Raw genomic sequence first — 16,426 nt, 5'->3', positions numbered from 1 at the left:
GGAACACAGCACCCCCTCTCACGGAGGTTCTTCCTCTATCGAGATCGCGACTTCCGCGAATGCCAGGTCGTTCGAGAACCCCGGGCCTCCGCCTTCTCGAACAACCTGGCATCCCAGCAGGTCAACGGCTCACCATCTGACAGATGCGCTGCAACAGGACAGCAGTTCAGGGGCTTCACTCGTTTGGGTGGCTCGGGCGGTAGTCCGGGTCACCCAGGACGGGCGCTCAGCGCCTCGTCTCGTACCTGGTCAGGATCACGCCGCAGGGAAGCGTCCGCGTCTCCACCAGGTTGAGGTTCACCCAGTTGTCCAGCGCGGTGAAGAACGGCGTGCCGCCGCCCACCAGGACCGGCGCGGTGGCCAGCACGTACTCGTCAATCAGCCCGGCCCGCATGGCCGCCCCGGCGAGCGTCGCGCCGCCGATGTCCATCGGGCCGCCGTCCTCGGCCTTGAGCCGGGTGATCTCGGCGACCGCGTCGCCGGTGACCAGACGGGTGTTCCAGTCGACCTTGTCGATCGTCGAGGAGAACACCACCTTCGACATGTCCCGCCAGCGGCGCGCGAACTCGATCTCCGCCGGGGTGGCGTTGGGCTGCTGGTCGCCGGTCGGCCAGTAGGAGCTCATCGTCTGCCACAGCTTGCGCCCGTACAGCGACAGGTCGGTCGCCTGCAACTGGTCGGACCAAAACTGGAACAGCTCGTCGCTCGGCACGCTCCAGCCGATGTCGTCGCCGGGCGCGGCGATGTAGCCGTCCAGGGTCAGGTTCATGCCGTAGATCAGTTTCCGCATGGCGCCAGCCTCTCGTGAGTCGGTCTCACGCGTACAGACCGGCGCGGCGCGGGGTGCGCGATCTGAGCTCACATGTAGTCCTCGTGCTCGGTGGCTCAGCCGCAGACTCATCGTTCCGCCGAGGAAATGGCATCGATCTGAGACTGATCTTGGGTGACATCGCGGTGAGACAACAGAGAACCAGCAGGTCACAGAAGATCGACACGTCATCGGCGGCGAGACCCTACACGACGCCGTCCTGGACGAAGGGGAGTAGCCGGTGGGGGAGATCGAGGACGCGATCGAGCGGGCAGACCGGGAGTCGTTCACCCAGGAGAGCCGCCCAAAACCCTCCAGGGCCGCATCGACTTCCTGATGAAGCAGCTCAAGACGACCAAAGCCGTCGCCCAAGAGCTCGGGGTCAGCCAGCGGTCGGTGGAGCGCTACCGCAAGGGCGAGCGCAAGCACCCGCCGAAGGACATCGCCGCGAGGATCGATGCGGCCGTACGGTCCCGGTGGCACCCCCAGGTGCGCAAGCGCCGGCGGAAGCAGGCCGCCGCCAGCACCGGCATCACGGTGGAGACCCGCGCCCGGTTCGGGTATTCCGCGGCGGTCGGCACCACCGACGACGGACGTTTCCGGCGACTCACCGTGCACCTCCCCCCGGCGTACGCGCAGCGCCTGTTCGACGCCCGCGACGCCGGAGCCAGCGACCAGGAAATGCGTGGAATCATCGCCGAAGGGTTTAAGGACGTCTATTTCCAGGACGGCGGGGGCCGCGCTATGGGACTCTCGGACGTCGAAATCAACGACATCGACTACATGGATTTCGACTTCTGAGAAGAGGGGCTCTGAGGGCCGTCGACCGCCCCGGGGCCGGGTTCGCCGTCAGCCCGCGAGTGGGTGAACTCCTCGAACATGGCAGGACCCGCTTCCGGCCCGCCCACACTGAGTAGGAGCGGCGACAGCCCCAGCAGGTCGGCTGCTAGGTCCTCGCGGTCGTTGTGCTGCACCTGCTGCAGCCACGTACGGACGACCAGCCAGCGCTCGGAGAGGCCGAGTTCTTCCCAGCGGTCGGCCGCCCGTGCCCATACGACCGCCCGCAGGCCAAAGGCGCCGGAGCTGCCCATGTCGGCCGTCACGTGCTCCGCCCAACGGACGAGGCTCGTGGCGGGCAGGAACTCGGCCATGGCGGCAAGGGCGTGCGACCGCTCGGTTGCGAAGGGAATCCCGGGCAACAGGGCGTACGCCGCGTCTGCCTCACCGAGTTCGGCGTACCTCACCGCCGCGGCCGCCAAGAGGTGCCCGCGTGCGACGGCGGACAGCCGCACGTCGCCGAGCCGGTGGCGCGAGCGCGAAGCGATGGGGAACAGCCGATCCAAGTGCGTGGAATCGAAGACCGTCAGCAGCCGGGCCAACGCACCCGCCCACAGGTCGCTCCTGCGGAAGAACGTCTCACCCCTGAGCAACTCCTCAGGCAGAAGGCCATCCAAATGTGCGCGGCGCATTTCTTCGGGGACTGCGAGCAGGAACAGCCTGCCCAAACGGGAGTCGACCTGCAACAGCTCCCGCGGGACGTGGTCGGCCTCCAGCACCCGCTCAGGGTCATCTTCCGAGGCCAGTTCGTGGAGCACGGCGTCAGCGAGGTCGTTCCCGGTTTCCGTACTCCCGGTGATCCGGCAGCCCGCACGTGAGGTCGCTACGGCCGCCAGCGCATCCGGTAGACCCGGTGGCAAAGGATGGAGGGACCGGGCCGCGGTGCGCGCCCCCTCGAAACCGTCCCGTGTCGCGATCCTGGTCAGATGGCGAAGCAGGATGTCGTCCAGCTCCCAATGCTCCCCGAGCAGGCCGAGCGTCTCGGAGATCGCCCGGAGTTCGGCCGTCGCCAGCTGGTCGAAGGGAATTCGGGGAAGCAGTGCGCGTAGCGTTTCGACCGCGAAGTGATGGCTCCGGAACATCCGGATGACACTCAGCATCTCCTCTGCCGAGATCGCGCGTGAGGGAGGGAGCACCATCAGCGCGGCGCAGCGCAGCGAGTCCACGCCGATAGCGTCTGCGATCTCCGGGATCGGTACGTGAGGTGCCGACAGGGTCTTCACCAGTGCGGTCGACGCGTCCCCTGACGGGCTGCCGGCGCGAGCGAGCTCAAGGGCCTCCACTGCTTCCTCGGCGCCGCTGGCGGCCATCGAGGCGAGGACGGCGCCCTCGACGATGGGCGGTGCGCTCCGCTCGGCGCCGGCGGTCCTCAACAGGTTCAACAGTGTCCTGGCCTGGTGGGCATCCAGGTAATCGGTGATGGCGCCGAGGTCGTCGAGCAGACCGGGCAAGGCTGGGTGGTCCGCCACGAAGACCAGCACCTGGTCCACCTGGCCGGCTGCCGCCATTGCGTGGAGCAGCTCCCGCCGGTCGGCTCGCTCTGGGTCCTTCAGGAGCCGTGCAGCAAGTTCCCGCAAGACGTCGCTGCGGGTCCGGTCGTCGAGGCGGGCCAGAAATCTGCCGAGCGACGCGCGTGTGAAGTGCTGCGCGCCGTGGGCCATGACTAGTGCCGCGACCTCCTCCGGGTCTCCCGGAAGGTAGGGCATCAGTTCGGCCATCTGCCCGGTCGGCGCCGCCAGGTCAGCCAACCCATGCCTGTCCTGGAGCAGTCTTTTTTCCTGGTTCCGGAGCGACGGATACGCCTCGAACTCCTGCTCGTCGATGGCGCGTTCCTTCTCCCGTCTCACTCGGGCGAGCTGGTCGTCCACTGCCTCTGCTGCTGCCCGAGCCCGGACCGCCACTGAGACCTCGTGGCTGATTTGTGTCCAGTATGTGTCCGGGATCCAGGGCGCCCTGCGGCCCTGGAACTCGTCCGGGTCGTGACAGGCGACACACGGGCCGACCTTGTGCGCACCCTGTTCACCATCGCGGCCCCCTGCGTACGTCGCCCAAATGGCCCAGTTGGCGAACACACCGTCGGACGAGGAGTCGTCGCTCTCCATGAGCTGCTGGGGCTGGGGCTGCCAGCCGACGGCCAGGACGCGCAGGCCGAGGCACTCCGCGCGCCGGTGCAGGTCCAGGAGGTGGAGCAGGCCGGAGGCGTCCATGGTCACTACGCCGTGCAGATCGACCATGAGGTCCCGTGCGTCGACGGCGACGTCGTCCAGCGCCTGCTGCAGCACCACCCCTGCGTGTTCGTCGAGTCTTCCTTCGGCGCTGATCAGGATCGAGCTGCCACAGTTACGGACGTCCGTGGTGATCATGTGATCTTCTTCCCCCGGAGGTATCAAGGCCTGCGGGCCCCCCATCCTGGCCCGGCGCTCACCCGTGCTGGCGCCAGGCGCGCTGAAGCCGTGGCCTCGGACGCCATGCCGCCCGCTCGCACTTCCTAAGACGAGCGTTCCGAACGTGGGTGAACACCTCGCCGAGCCGTGGGCGGGACGGCCGAGTTGTGATTCTGTCCTTTCGCGGGAAGGAGAGTCCGCAACTCCTGGAGGCTGATGCAGTTGAGTGGAGAGTCCCATCAGGGCGGAGGTCCGGACTAGACGGGATAGATGCCCAGCCGTGGGTGGATCGCGCGAGTTCGACGCCCTGCCCGCGCAGCCAGGCCCGCAGGGCGATGGCGGCGCGGATGCCGGCTCGGGCGGTCGCGGCCTGGGTCAGGCTGAGCGGACGTATCTCGAGCTCACCGGTTCGGCCCATCGTCCGTGACGGGCGGGCGCCTCCGGCCGTTGTGGGGGACGTCGTCCGTGCCGTACCTCCCCGCGGCAGAGTGAGTTCAAGGAGATTTTGATGTTCCGTTTCGCCAAGGCCGTAGCCGTTACCGCCGCCACTGGTGCCGTCCTGGCTGGCGGGGTCGGCATTGCCGCCGCCGACGCCACGGCAGAGGGCGCTGCCATCGGCTCCCCGGGTGTCCTGTCCGGCAACGTCGTCCAGGTGCCCATCCACATCCCGGTCAACCTCTGCGGCAACACCGTCAACATCGTCGGCCTCCTCAACCCCGCCTTCGGCAACACCTGCATCAACAACGGCGGCTCGGACGGGCACCACAAGGCCGACAACCACGGCAAGTACTGACAGCACCAAGTCCTGGATCCGGCGCGCTCGTCGCGCCGGCACATCTAGCGCCGTCATCTGAACCAGCCGCAGCGCACAGCCCGGTGTAGAACGGCCTTCCCTCATCCTCCAAGGGGAGGCCGTTCTCATGACGGGGCCAGCTCGTGCAGCCAGCCGACCAGCCGAGCCAGGCCACGGGGAGCGGGTTCCGCTCCTCCCGGTCCGCCTGCCGGACCTCGGTCGCGTGGGGCGGCCCGGTGCTACTGCCGCCAGAGCGCTCTGGTCACCGGGCCTCGCCCGCGCACGCCTTATCGGCGCGGACTGCGCCCGACCATAGCCGCGGCCGACCAGCACCCCGCAGCACAACCACAGAGTTCGGCATCCTGTGTGAAACGCGGGGGCTAGCGTTGACGCCCGACGCTGACACCGCCCCTTCCATGAGAACCCGCCCCGCGGATCCCCCTCCCGCGTCAGCATCTGGCACCGTGCTCTCCGGGCTGGCGGGGCTACCGGTGCACGCGAGCGTGCCGGTTCGCTGGCCTGTCGTGTGGGCAGTGACTTGAGGCGGGGGCTATCGGTTAGGGGATGACATGAGGGCAGTGCCAAGCTCCCCGGTGGGCGCCGGGCCGGGCGAGGCTACCGGACCGGCCGGCCTTGGCCCCGCCCCGGCCGGTCCGGACGGCATCGATCCGTCCGCACGCGAGACGGTCGAGCAGATCGTGCGGGCGGTCCGCGACGGCAACGACGCAGCCATCCGCACCCTGCTGGCCGACCTGGCCGCCGCCGCGGACACCGCCGCCCTGTTGTACCTGCGCGAGCGCCTGTACGCGACGCAGTGACCTGCGGCTGCGGTGGTCACGGCCGGCCGGGCGGCGATGGGGCGGCTGGCAGCTCGTCGGCGGCGCGGGTGATGAAGTGGCGGGTGTGCTCCGGGTTCAGGGCCTGGGCCTGGAGGTGGTCGTACATGACGCTGTAGTGCTGCACGTCGGATCGTTTCTCCAGGTAGAGGTCGCTGGTGAACCGTTCCAGGTACACCGTCCCCGTGGCGGCGTCTGGGAAGTCGAGGATGGAGAACTGCCCCGAGACGCCCGGGTGGGCTCCCGCGGCGTGTGGGAGGACCTGCAGGGTGATGTGCGGCTGCGCGCCGAGACGGTTCAGGTACTGGAGCTGTTCGCGCATGATCTGCGGGCTGCCGACGACGCGGCGCAGGGCGGATTCGTCCAGTAGCACCCATAAGCGGAAAGGGCGGGCCGGGTGGTGGGCCCGGGACTGGCGGCGCAGCCGGACCTCGTGGCGTACGGCGATCTGTTCAGGGGTCGCCTGAGGGATCGTTTCCTCGATGACGGCCTGGGCGTAGGCGGGTGTTTGCAGCAGGCCGGGGATCACCAGGGGCTCGTAGGAGCGGACCGAGGAGGCTTCCGTCTCCAGGCCGATGTAGAGGGCGTACGGAATCTCCCCGCAGGCGACCCACCAGCCCTGCCGCTCGGATTCCGTGGCCATCCGCATCAACGCGTCGACGACCTGCGGGTCGGTGACTCCGTAGAGCCCGCACAGGTCCCGCACATCGCGGGGCTTGATGGCGCGGCGGCCGTTCTCCAAATGGCTGATCTTGGGCTGGGAGATCAACAGGCGTTCAGCCACCTGCGTACTGGTCAGGCCACAGGCCAGGCGGAGCCGGCGCAGCTCCGCGCCCAGCCGGCGTCTGACGGTCGGGTTTCCGTTCACCGCCACGGGCGGTCTACCTCCGGCTCGGGACTGACTGCCAGCCACGGGAATTGCCGCGGCCGGGCCCCGGGCGAACGCCTTCGCCGCGCAGTGAAGATCAACGGGGCCCTGTCGGCGAGTGTCACGTCGCGCGAGTACGGGCGCGTGCACTGCCCGAGCAGAGTTCACCCGGATGTCATGACCTTCCACCTATCTGGAAGCGACGGACTGCGCTGGTCGGGTGCGCTGCTTGGTGCCATGGTGGGCGTAGCGGCTGTGACTGGGTGCCATTGCGTCCGCGCACGGGGAGGTGTCGGGTATGGCGACCGAGAAAGATGCCGCCCAGGCCAAGACTCCGGGGCGGCGTGTGGCCGACAGCCGCGCCATGGAGGTTGCGTCCCGGGTCGGGCTCTGCGCGCGGGGAGTGATCTACGTTCGCCGTGCGGATCGGTTTCGGCGGCGGCAGTGGCAAGGAGGCCGACCGGTCCGGGGCGGTGCGGACCATCGGCGAGCAGCCCTACGGCCAGGTGCTGCTGTGGGCGCTGGTGGTGGGGTTGGCGGCTATGGCGCTGTGGTGCCTTTCCGAGGCCGCCTTCGGGCAGGCGACGGAAGGCGGTGACAAGTGGACCCGGCGCCTGGGCTCCCTGGGGCTGGCCGTCTTCTACCTGGTGATCTGTATCGGCGTGGTGCAGACCGCGCTGGTCGGCGGGTCCGGCGGCACCCGCGCCGGTGACCAGGCGTCAAGGACTACACCGCGCGCGTGCTGGAATGGCCCTATGGCCGGGTACTCGTCGGCGTGTTCGGGGCCGTGCTGGCCATCGTGGGCGTGGTGATCGTGGTGCGCAGCCTGATGCGGAAGTTCGAGAAGAACCTCCGTACGGACCGGATGAGCCGGACGGCGCGTCGCATCGTCGCGGGTCTGGGCATCATCGGCGGCGTGGCGTGCGGGGTGGTTGCGGTGGCGACCGGCCTGTTCGTTCTCCTGGCCGCGGTGCGCTTCGACGCCAGCGAGGCAAAGGGCCTGGACGAGACGTTGCGTTCGTTCGCCGATACGCCGGCCGGGCCGGTGCTGCTGATCGCCGCGGCGGTGGGCCTTCTGCTGTTCGGCCTCTACTCGTTCTGCGAGGCCCGCTGGCGTAAAGCCCCTGAACACGACGCCTCGGCAGAGCAGCCGGTCAGCCGCGATGCCGGCTGACCGCCCTGCTCGCGCCGCCCCCGCCCGTACCCTGCCGACCGCCCAGTGCACCACGGGCCCCGGGGGGATCAGCCATGACATCCCCGGGGCCCGGCTCTCATCGTCATCCTCGAAGACCAGCTCGAAGAAGCCCAGCGCCTCAACGCCGAATACCGCCGCAGCGCCGAACCGCCGAACCCGACGGCCGCCGCCACCTGAGGAAGTACGTAGGCGTATCGACGGGGGCGTCGGTGACGCCACCCGCCCCCCGCGGTGGGGAAGGGCGCCTACGGTGAGCTGCGGGGCGGCGGATAGCGTGCGGGCATGGCGATGACGGGGAAGCGACGGGTCCTGTACCGGCAGGGCACCGGGTTCTGGCGGATGACAGCGAAGTGGGTTCTGGTCTTCGGGGCCCTGTACCTGCTGGACGGCGGGCTGCTCCGGACGTGGGGCGACGCTCTGATCTGGCCGATGATCGGGATCCTGCTGTGGGTGCCGTTCGGGATCGGCGTCGTCTGGTACCCGAAGAAGGACCAGCTCGTCGAGCTGACGGCGCGTGAACTGCGGGTGCGGCGCAAGCGGCTGCCGATGGAGAAGGTGAACCTGCTCCACGTGGCGCGGCTGTGGCTGGAGGGGCGGTCAACCGCCGACGACCTGCCGGTGGGGGAATGGAGACGGTTCGACCGGGTGGTGTGGGTGCCGCTGCGGGACGGCCGGGCGTTCGGCGTGGAGTTCCGCGACCCGGCCGCGTTCGCCAAGGTTTTCGGCGCCTTCGCGGTCGCGGCGTGCGGCGGGCCCGACATCGTCCGCGCGAGGGCCGCAGCGGAGACCTACCCGGACCCGCTCCCGATGCGGCCCCGCCGCTCCGCCGACGACGCAGGCTCCTGGCTGGACCTCCTGGACATCTTCAACTGACAGCCGGAACGCCGGCAAGGGCAGCGCTCCGTCAGGGACGCGGGGAACTGCACAGGGCCGGCGTTCTCGACCAGCTCCCCCAGGAGGCGTTTCACACAAACACCTCCTGCTACTTGCCGAACTTGCCTGCACCACCGAGTATGCGACTGAGCTGCAGGAACCCTTCGCCCCCTAGATAAAGGGTGCGCCCGGGTGATGCAACCGGGTGGCCGCCGACCTGGACGGCTCGACGTCCACCGTGTCCCCGCTCGTGCGCGTGGCCTCAGCCCGGGCTGAGGCCACGCAAACCCCTCCGGCCTCGGTTCCGCCCACGCTCGCCGCTGCAGCATCGGCTCCGCGAAGCCGCTGTCCAGGCCATACATCCGGCAGTGGCGATCTGCGCGACATACGTGCCACGATGCTGCGCCTGCACACCGCGGCCCTGGGAGAGGTCAACCCGCGCTTCGCCGAGCGCCTGGCACCGGCCGACGCCTACGAAGAGACCGTCCTCCGCCACGAGCAGCTGCAGGCCCGCTGGGAAACCGTGAGGGCGAGCACCGCCGCAAACAGGCCGACTACGACGACCTTTTGGCCCGGCACGAAACCACCCGCCAGGCCCTCACCAACGCCGAGGACGAACTCTGCGAACAGCAACAGTGCCACCGGCAAGAGTTCCGACCGCGAGTTGCGGACCGGAGCTGACCGAGCGGGCTCTGGCGTGAGCGGGAGACTGTCGGAAGACGGCGCCGTTGCGCGGACAGGAGTGCGGCTGCTCGCTTCAGACGGACGCTGATACTCCCGTGTGCTGGCGTGGACCGCGGTAGCGCCGGGCTCCCTCCGAACGGGCGGATGTTGTCGGCCCGTAGTCCCGCACTGTCCAGGGTGACGTTGCAGAAGACTTCCTCGCCCTGGCACAGACGGGGATCCTCTCCATGAATTGCCGAGGCTTCTGCCTGAACGTCAGGTCCGGCGTCCTCCTGGCTGATGAGACCCATACCCCGGTCAGGGTCGAACCACTTCACGACACCGCAGGGCGACACGCTTCCCGCTCCCCTCTAAGGGTCGGATCCGGAAGCCGACACTGTCCGCCCGCTTGCTACCCATGGGGAGGGCGTGAGCAGGGGCGTGAAGCAGCGGCCCCAGCGCGACCGCAGCCGGCAGGCGCTCATGGCGAAACAACGCGCCGTCGCGGCACGCTTTCCTACCGACAGCACATGGTGTTTGTAAGAGATCGCTGCTGGGCCTTCCGAGTTCAGAGGTCACGTGTGCGGTCTCGGTTCGGTCGGCTGCTGCGTGGTTGAGTTCCGCGATCAGTGGTTCGGGGTTGATGCCGACAGCTTCGGCGCGGAGACGAAGGCCTGCTGGGCGCGGAGATTCCGTCGTGGCTGTAGTCGCCGGATTCGAGTCTCCATAAGGCCTCGACTGCGATTCCTGCGGCTGCGCTGAAGTGGTCGCTGGACTGGCGTGCGTAGAGTCGGGCTTCAGCCGACTTCCGACCGGCCGACATCTCCGGCGCAGCCGGAACCGTAGCGTTCGGGGCAGCGGTGTCGAGCGGGCGCAATAATCGTTTGAGGATCGTGACCGCTGATCAGCGAAAGTTCTTGCCTCATGTCCCGGGGCAGGGTCGGCTCATGCCCGGTTCCCTCATTCCCCCGCAGATCCAGCCGCACGCTGCCGGATCCGGTCGGCATGCCCGCCGCGGCGGCCCCGAAGACGTCGCAGACCAATCCGCGCCCCTGTATGCGCGGCTCGCAGCGGAGTGGACTGCCCGCGGCGCCACGGTGCCCGGTATGCCCGATCCCCTCTGGCAACGTCTGATCTCCGCGGAGCACTTCGAGCGGGAAACCGAATCCACCCTGCGCCGGCTCCACCTCGCTGCGGACCCGACCCCACCCTTGTGCCTGCCGGACCCGGACGCCGACGAAGCACCTGAACCACCCACCCGGCTCCAGTGAGCCTGCAACCCACCCGCTGGTGTTCTGGCGCACAGCGCGGCCCGGGAGTCCGTTGAGCCGAATGGGCGGCGCCTCGGCGTGGGCGCGCCGCGACGTCCGCGACGCGATCCTGGCCGCCCCGAACCGGTCGCGGAGATCAACGCCGCCACGGTCATCGACCGCAGCGGCGTCTTCGGCCACCCGATCCGTTCAGACAGCTGCGCCTGGATACCGCTGGCCAGGACGTTTTGTCATGAGATCGACCTCCCATCTTCACCGTTGATGCTGCAGAGCGTCGGCACCTGCGGCGATGATTTCGGCGAGCCGGTTGGCGAAGTCCGCGTTGCATCCTCCGAGCCGGACGAAGCCGTGGCTGGCCACTGGCCCGTCGTTGCTCAGGGAGGGAAGGGTCAGGTCTGCGCGCGCGAGCGCCGCCTGAAGGTTGGTGACAGCGTCTTCGCCAGCCTGGTATGCGGTGTCCTGGCGCCGCTTGTACTGGATTCGCTCTGCGTGGGTCAATTCGTACATGTTGCTGACCTCTCTTGATTGGCGTGGGGTGAGGCGCCGGAGCGCGTTGTGTATTCGTTTCAGCAGGGTGCGACCCTTTGCCCGGCGCGCTGGCCCTTTGCGCACGCATCCCGTGGCGCCGCAGCACTGAACACCTGAGCAGCCCGCCCGCCGCAGATGCCGACGGCGTTGGCCCCCGTTACCGGGCATGACCGTTCCCTACGGCACGTCGCTCGGGTGTGCCGCAGTGACCGGACGCCTGGTGTACGGGATCTGCTCCCAGCCGCATCGCGTTGCGCAGCCCAGACTCGGCTCGCGTTCGGGCAAGGGTGGGTAGACCGTCGGACTGAGTCTGTGCACGGCCCGTGACTATCGGTTTCGATCTTCGTTTCAAAGGTGCAGGCGAGCACCCCTTTGACGTGTGGGAAGGACCGGGTTGGCCAGGGAGTTAGCGGCTGCTACCGCATTTGCTCTTCGCGGTCGCCGCCCATCGGATGCCCGACCCTCTTGCGCCGTCGACCGACAGTGCCGATTCCGGTGGGACGCTCGCGCAGGATTCTCACTCCCGCGCGTGGACGGCGGACCGATCTCGCCGGCGGCAAGACTGTCGGCCAGCCCGACTCCACTGACGGTACGAACTCGCGCCCAGTCCTCCTGCCGGAGCTCACTGGCTCTTGCCGAGCAGGCAATTGAAGAGACCGGAGGTAGCCCCCGCGCCGTCGGTGCGACCTCGATCGTCGTTCCGACGCCCCGGCTCTCCACCGGCAACCGGAACCCATTGCCCGGGCCGAGGGACATTGGGCTGACCTGCGCGAGTGGCACTGCCGCACGCGTACGACCGTCATGCGCCGTACCCGACTCTGTGACTGGGGGACGGAGAGCGGACTGCCCTGTTGTCTGCCGCAGGGTAGCCGGGAGGGACACTGGCCGGGCTGCGTCTGGCTGCGGCCGTCTGCCTGAGCGGAACGGACACAGAGGGCGTCGGGTTTCGGTGTCGCGGAGCGGCTTGGCGAGGCGGTCGCGTGAGTGTGATCTGGCGGACCAGCTGTTGGAAGCAGGCCAGCGCCGCGACGGCAGGAAGAGCAGACGCCGCCCCGGCGGCGATCGTTTTGGGTGCCTGGGCTACGCACAGAAGCGTGGCCAGGGTGGAGAACAACAAAACGATGGACCAGGAATGAAGCGCGCGGCGCTGGTGCAGGGCCGATCTGAGGATCGACAGGGAGGCGACCATCCAGGGGCCGTAGATCAGCAGGGGCCACCAGCTGACCACTGCGCGGGCCGTGTGGGGTCCGGCGCTGTGGCGCAGGGCGTCGCAGATGGCCAGCCCACTGAGGATGCTCACCACAGCGGCGATGGCACCGACCAGCACGGCGGTGAACACACTGCCCGTTTGCAGCAGGGTCACGACTGGCGATTTCGACGGGTTCCGGCGGTGCCCGTTGGAGGCTGTGGGCGGACGCCCGGTAGGGGTGTGCTTCAGCCCTGCGACGAGGCCGATGGTGCTGGCCGTGGCACCGGTGCCGTCGAAGCCTTCTTGGGTGAAGGGCTCCGGCTGCCCGGGTGCAGGGCTCTCCTGGAGAAGGATGGCGAGTTCCTCCACCGGATCCCACGACGGATGCGCCTCGCCGGGCCCGCCGAGCGGTTGCCCGGTAGAGAAGTGCTGTACGTGCTCGGGCCGGTCCCAGAACGCGGAGGTCTCCGGCTGGGGATGCAGACCATGGGTGTCCGGGTACCCGTACGGCTCATACACGGGGGCTGCCACCCGAGCACTCGCCGACAGCCGTTGCGGACGCTGCCGTGTGCTCCGTCCGCCTGCCGAACTCGATCTGGATCACGCTCATCGTGTGGAGGAAGTCCTCAAAGATCGAGGACGAGTACGTCAGACCGATTTCCAGACTCTCGTGTTCCAGCGTTGCCTGACGGGTCTCGCCGCAGTCGGCTGAGCCTGGAATGAAAATCCACTTCCCCATCCGGGTCGCCCCGGAGTGAAAGCGGCCTCCCTGTCCGTCTTCCTTTGCAGTCCTGCCGAAGAAGACGGGGAGCTTTGCTGTTGTCATATTCCATAAACGCTGTCGATGTTGGTCAGGGTATGCGCCATCCGGGTGATGCTGGTCGATGAATAAGTGCTGACCTTGTCTTGTCAGTTCTACAAACAGACCAGAAGCACCGCACAGCCACGTCCTTTCGCGCCGCCACCCCGCGACTCAAGGCGACGACGAGCTGCGGCCCGATTCAGGCCCCAGCACGACGATCTCGTCACCCGCGCACCCTGTCCGCCCGCCCGCCGGGGCGGCTGATGGCAGCGCGCATACTTCAATACGACGGCCCTGCCGGGCACCGAGTCCCCGCCCGGCGGAGGCTCCCCTCCATGGCGGGATGCGTCTGCGCACGTCGCCGGCCCTCGCCACACGCCGCCGTCCTGTTTTCCCCTCAGCGTTGAGCCCCCATCGGCGGCTCCGTCGACTTCACTTCCCTGGCATGGGACGGCCGCGTCGCCTTCCCCCAGAAGCGTGCTGATCCTGGGCTTGGGTCCCCCGTCAGGTCGGCTGCGGTCCTCGTCTGGCCGCCCACAGCAGCCGACTGATCATCGGGAAATAGATCAAGATGCCGAGGCTGACGGATTGCTGCGCATGGCTGCAATCGGAGGACAGGGCGCAACCCTGCATATGCCTATGCGTTATGCCGAGGGATCGCCGGGGCTCCGGTCCGGACGCCCCTTGAACTTCAGCCTTCGAAAGGACCAGCTGTGGGAGGCATCCTCCTGTGGATCGTGCTGATCTTCACCGTACTGGCCACAGGTTTCACCACGTTGACGTCCTCAGGGACTGGCCGGCTGTGGGACGTGGACGTCGTTGAACTGAGGCGCCGACAACGCTTCAAGCAGGTCCTGTCCCTGCATGTAGATGGCATTCGGCTGGCTCGTCAGCAAGCCGCGGCGCCGGTACAGCCAGGGGAGAAGCCTGTCGGCGTCTCCGCTTGCCTGGGTGGGGAGCCGCTCCGGGTCGTTCATGAGCCGTGTCGGCTACCCGTCATACGAGACCTATACGACGAAACACCCCCTTGCTGGCGGTTGACCGCACTCGCTGAACGGCTGCAGCTCTGACGGCGGGTGATCGCTTTGGCTCGAAACTTTCGTCACGTCTTGGGTTCCGCGGAGAGGCGTGATGCCGCCGCCCCGTGGTGACGAAGGCTCTGAGTTGTGGTGAGGCCGCCGAGCCGACGCCGGCGACAGTGCATCAAGTGCCCTCGCCCCGCTGTTCTTGCCCTCGCGAACTGTAGCCCGAAGAACCCGACGAGCCAGGCCGGGCCATCATCCAATTCCGCAGGCGAGCAGGCCGCCCAGCCTACTCTCCTGATCAAGCGTACCCAGTCTCGAGAGGGCGGCTGATATCGCTGAAAAACCCCGGCAATTCGCACATTGTCGGGCGGGTAAAAAACCCCGGCAAACCGCACATTGGTGGGGGCGCGCATAAACCCCGGCAATCTGTATCACTGCCGGTTTCTGGCCGCTGGATGGGTCGCGCTAAACGGTGGGCCTGCTCGTTCCTGCTCGATACACCTCTCTAGTGGACGTTGAGGGAAACGGCGAGACGTGTCTAGACTGAAAGAATTATCATGGGCCTATTGTTGTGAGAGTCCTCCTCGACAATTGACGAGGGACCGTCACCCCTCCTTGGGGCGCCCCCGTCGAAAAGGTCTATCCCTCCGAAGCGTGCGACGGAGGAGGAATGGCACGTCCGGCAGAGGGGCCTGGGTGTGCCCGATCATCTGGACACAGTCCGCGAGAAGGGTCGCGTGAGGATGCCCCCCAGTGGTGACCCAGCCGCTCGCGGCCTATGGGCGGCGGCAACGAGGGTGGCGTGTACGGTGCGGGCGGCGCTGATGCAGGTGACACGCTGCTTGGCCGAAGCAGGCACGGCCAGCGGAACTACCCCGCCCCGCACGAAGATGAGCTCGATACAGGCACTTCAGGACGAATACAGGGCGGGTTTCTCCGTGTCCTTGCCCCATTCAGCGAGCGGTGCGAGCGACCTCCGGGAGTGTCCATGGTGCCGATCCCTTGGAAATCCCGAGACTCCTCGCCCCCGGCTGGAACGAGACCGGGTTCATGGACCCGGAAGAGCTTCGGAGCGGGCGCCGGTGAGCGGTCAGCCGTACGCTGTGCGGCTGTCAGTGCCCGCCGGGAAGGTGCTCGCCGGACTGCCCGAGCACGTGGAGGAGACTGTGTGGGATCTGCTGGGCGCCGCCGCGGCGGACCCGTGGGGGTTCGGTCAGTGGGACGCCGGTGACACTGAGGGCGAAGACGTCCGTTTCGCGTCCACCGGCCGGCTGTCCGTCGTCTACTTCGCGAACCGTGCGCTGCTCCACCTGTCCGTCCTGGCCATTGTCTGGCTCGGATAGTCACCCGGTGACAACGCCCCGCCCCCGGCACTGAGGGAGGCCGACCGGAACGGCCTGCGTGGAGTCGGCCTTCAGGACCTGATCGTGGCCTCGAAGGCTGACGTTGGGTCTTTGCGGGTCTCGATGTCGATGCAGCCGAAGGAGTCGGGAGAGGTACCAGACAGACGGTGCGGGTGGCGGACCTCCTCGAGGCCGGGAAGCCGTCCACTCACAACCCCACAACCCATTCGATTCCAGACTCTATCTGAAATGCAAAATGAAGCATCACTGACCGGGTAGGCTCACTCATATGGCTGATGCCTCCGACGACGAGAAGCTGCGGCCTGACTGCGGGAGCAGATGGCGCGGTTCGGGAAGACTCACGGAGTCGGCACGACGCATGGCGGCAGGCTGGCCCCGGAAATGATGACAGTGCGCCTACCTTTGCGAGAAGTCTGAATGGTTGAGAACCCTTGGACGCCTGCCCATCAGGCGGTCGAGTCGAGTGATTATGCCGAGCTGACCCGCCTCCTCGACGAAGGTGCCGATGTTAACGAGGTGTGCTGCGGGATGACCCTGTTGGAGCACGCTATTGACCTGGAAGGGGACTCGGCACTCCAGTCAGGGACCCCTATCGACAGTCGGCTCACGGTGATCCTGCTGGCCTACGGGGCCGCCCCGAGACCGCACCCTCCGGGGCGGATGAGTGCGGTCGACCTGGCCGATTACTACGGTCACGACATTGCCTACCGGCTGATAGACCGGCTCACCTCAGCTGCTGCCAGCCGCCCGCGGAGCGGGCTGTGGCCCTGGAAGCGAAGCCGGAAGGACTGAAGGGGCGGGAGCGAAGCGGACGCCCAACGGGCCGAAGGCCCGGACCCCGTGAAACGGGGTCACCTCCCGCGCGGAGCGCGGGAGGCCTCAGGCTCGCTCTGCGAGCCTTGGCCGGGGAGCGCAGCGGACCGGCCTGTCCGAAGCGGAGCGGAGGACTCCGGCCCTTTGGGCCGGCCCTGCTCGGCGAAGCCGAGCCCG

Annotated in this window: 15 protein-coding genes and 2 pseudogenes; 10 read left to right on the top strand and 7 right to left on the bottom strand. The window is 68.0% G+C overall.

Going from position 1 to position 16,426, the window contains the following annotated elements; translation table 11 throughout:
- Positions 1 to 226: 226 nt before the first annotated feature.
- A complete protein-coding gene (locus tag ACGFYQ_RS30745; protein ID WP_266358395.1) occupies positions 227 to 790 on the bottom strand; it encodes a dihydrofolate reductase family protein in 564 nt (187 codons plus the stop codon).
- 259 nt (positions 791 to 1,049) lie between these two features.
- Between ACGFYQ_RS30745 and tpg the strand changes: the two are divergent.
- Positions 1,050 to 1,609: pseudogene (gene tpg, locus ACGFYQ_RS30740) on the top strand (telomere-protecting terminal protein Tpg).
- Here the strand turns inward: tpg and ACGFYQ_RS30735 are convergent.
- Positions 1,588 to 4,008, bottom strand: coding sequence for an STAS domain-containing protein (locus tag ACGFYQ_RS30735; protein WP_393749444.1), 2,421 nt, complete (start codon positions 4,006 to 4,008; stop codon positions 1,588 to 1,590). The pseudogene tpg and the gene ACGFYQ_RS30735 sit on opposite strands and share 22 nt — an antisense overlap.
- A gap of 529 nt (positions 4,009 to 4,537) precedes the next feature.
- On the opposite strand from ACGFYQ_RS30735, the gene ACGFYQ_RS30730 reads away from it, so the two are divergent.
- Both ACGFYQ_RS30730 and ACGFYQ_RS30725 read left to right on the top strand, forming a co-directional pair.
- Positions 4,538 to 4,822: a chaplin gene (locus ACGFYQ_RS30730; RefSeq protein WP_393749443.1), complete on the top strand. Its 285-nt coding sequence runs from the start codon at positions 4,538 to 4,540 to the stop codon at positions 4,820 to 4,822.
- Between the two features lie 569 nt (positions 4,823 to 5,391).
- Entirely contained in the window at positions 5,392 to 5,640 is a 249-nt protein-coding gene (locus tag ACGFYQ_RS30725) for a hypothetical protein (protein ID WP_393749442.1), read from the top strand.
- Between the two features lie 16 nt (positions 5,641 to 5,656).
- Here the strand turns inward: ACGFYQ_RS30725 and ACGFYQ_RS30720 are convergent, their stop codons facing one another.
- A complete protein-coding gene (locus tag ACGFYQ_RS30720; RefSeq protein ID WP_393749441.1) occupies positions 5,657 to 6,532 on the bottom strand; it encodes a helix-turn-helix domain-containing protein in 876 nt (291 codons plus the stop codon).
- Between the two features lie 413 nt (positions 6,533 to 6,945).
- Between ACGFYQ_RS30720 and ACGFYQ_RS30715 the strand changes: the two genes are divergently transcribed.
- The 4 genes and pseudogenes from ACGFYQ_RS30715 to ACGFYQ_RS30700 all read left to right on the top strand — a co-directional run bounded on the left by ACGFYQ_RS30715 (position 6,946) and on the right by ACGFYQ_RS30700 (position 8,594).
- Positions 6,946 to 7,338 (top strand): DUF1206 domain-containing protein, encoded by a 393-nt coding sequence (locus ACGFYQ_RS30715; RefSeq protein ID WP_393749440.1) that lies wholly within the window; start codon positions 6,946 to 6,948, stop codon positions 7,336 to 7,338.
- Positions 7,266 to 7,700 carry a DUF1206 domain-containing protein gene (locus ACGFYQ_RS30710; protein WP_393749439.1) on the top strand — a complete coding sequence of 145 codons (435 nt, stop codon included), beginning with the start codon at positions 7,266 to 7,268 and terminating at the stop codon, positions 7,698 to 7,700. The genes ACGFYQ_RS30715 and ACGFYQ_RS30710 overlap by 73 nt, the downstream gene beginning before the upstream one ends.
- 99 nt (positions 7,701 to 7,799) lie before the next feature.
- Positions 7,800 to 7,898 (top strand): annotated as a pseudogene (locus ACGFYQ_RS30705) (MerR family transcriptional regulator); the annotation flags it as partial.
- 105 nt (positions 7,899 to 8,003) lie between these two features.
- Positions 8,004 to 8,594: a hypothetical protein gene (locus ACGFYQ_RS30700; RefSeq protein WP_393749438.1), complete on the top strand. Its 591-nt coding sequence runs from the start codon at positions 8,004 to 8,006 to the stop codon at positions 8,592 to 8,594.
- Positions 8,595 to 9,148: 554 nt separating this feature from the next.
- Here the strand turns inward: ACGFYQ_RS30700 and ACGFYQ_RS30695 are convergent.
- Complete coding sequence (locus tag ACGFYQ_RS30695; RefSeq protein ID WP_393749437.1) at positions 9,149 to 9,595, bottom strand: cold-shock protein; 447 nt, start codon at positions 9,593 to 9,595, stop codon at positions 9,149 to 9,151.
- A gap of 768 nt (positions 9,596 to 10,363) precedes the next feature.
- Here ACGFYQ_RS30695 and ACGFYQ_RS30690 point away from each other — a divergent pair.
- A complete protein-coding gene (locus ACGFYQ_RS30690) occupies positions 10,364 to 10,528 on the top strand; it encodes a hypothetical protein (RefSeq protein ID WP_393749436.1) in 165 nt (54 codons plus the stop codon).
- A 252-nt stretch (positions 10,529 to 10,780) separates the two neighbouring features.
- On the opposite strand, the gene ACGFYQ_RS30685 is transcribed toward ACGFYQ_RS30690, so the two are convergent.
- The 3 genes from ACGFYQ_RS30685 to ACGFYQ_RS30675 form a co-directional block, all read right to left on the bottom strand.
- Entirely contained in the window at positions 10,781 to 11,035 is a 255-nt protein-coding gene (locus tag ACGFYQ_RS30685; protein ID WP_393749435.1) for a hypothetical protein, read from the bottom strand.
- 820 nt (positions 11,036 to 11,855) lie between these two features.
- Positions 11,856 to 12,764: a hypothetical protein gene (locus tag ACGFYQ_RS30680; protein ID WP_393749434.1), complete on the bottom strand. Its 909-nt coding sequence runs from the start codon at positions 12,762 to 12,764 to the stop codon at positions 11,856 to 11,858.
- Positions 12,757 to 13,071 carry a hypothetical protein gene (locus ACGFYQ_RS30675; RefSeq protein WP_393749433.1) on the bottom strand — a complete coding sequence of 105 codons (315 nt, stop codon included), beginning with the start codon at positions 13,069 to 13,071 and terminating at the stop codon, positions 12,757 to 12,759. Before ACGFYQ_RS30675 ends, ACGFYQ_RS30680 begins: the two co-directional genes overlap by 8 nt.
- Before the next feature lie 2,083 nt (positions 13,072 to 15,154).
- Between ACGFYQ_RS30675 and ACGFYQ_RS30670 the strand changes: the two genes are divergently transcribed.
- Both ACGFYQ_RS30670 and ACGFYQ_RS30665 read left to right on the top strand, forming a co-directional pair.
- On the top strand, positions 15,155 to 15,415 hold the full coding sequence (locus ACGFYQ_RS30670) for a hypothetical protein (protein ID WP_393749432.1): 261 nt from the start codon (positions 15,155 to 15,157) through the stop codon (positions 15,413 to 15,415).
- A 438-nt stretch (positions 15,416 to 15,853) separates the two neighbouring features.
- Entirely contained in the window at positions 15,854 to 16,228 is a 375-nt protein-coding gene (locus ACGFYQ_RS30665; protein ID WP_393749431.1) for an ankyrin repeat domain-containing protein, read from the top strand.
- The last annotated feature ends 198 nt before the right edge of the window (positions 16,229 to 16,426 follow it).

It is taken from the genome of Streptomyces sp. NPDC048258 (assembly GCF_043201995.1).
Taxonomy (GTDB): Bacteria; Actinomycetota; Actinomycetes; order Streptomycetales; family Streptomycetaceae; genus Streptomyces.
This window is presented reverse-complemented; position numbering and strand designations above follow the sequence as displayed.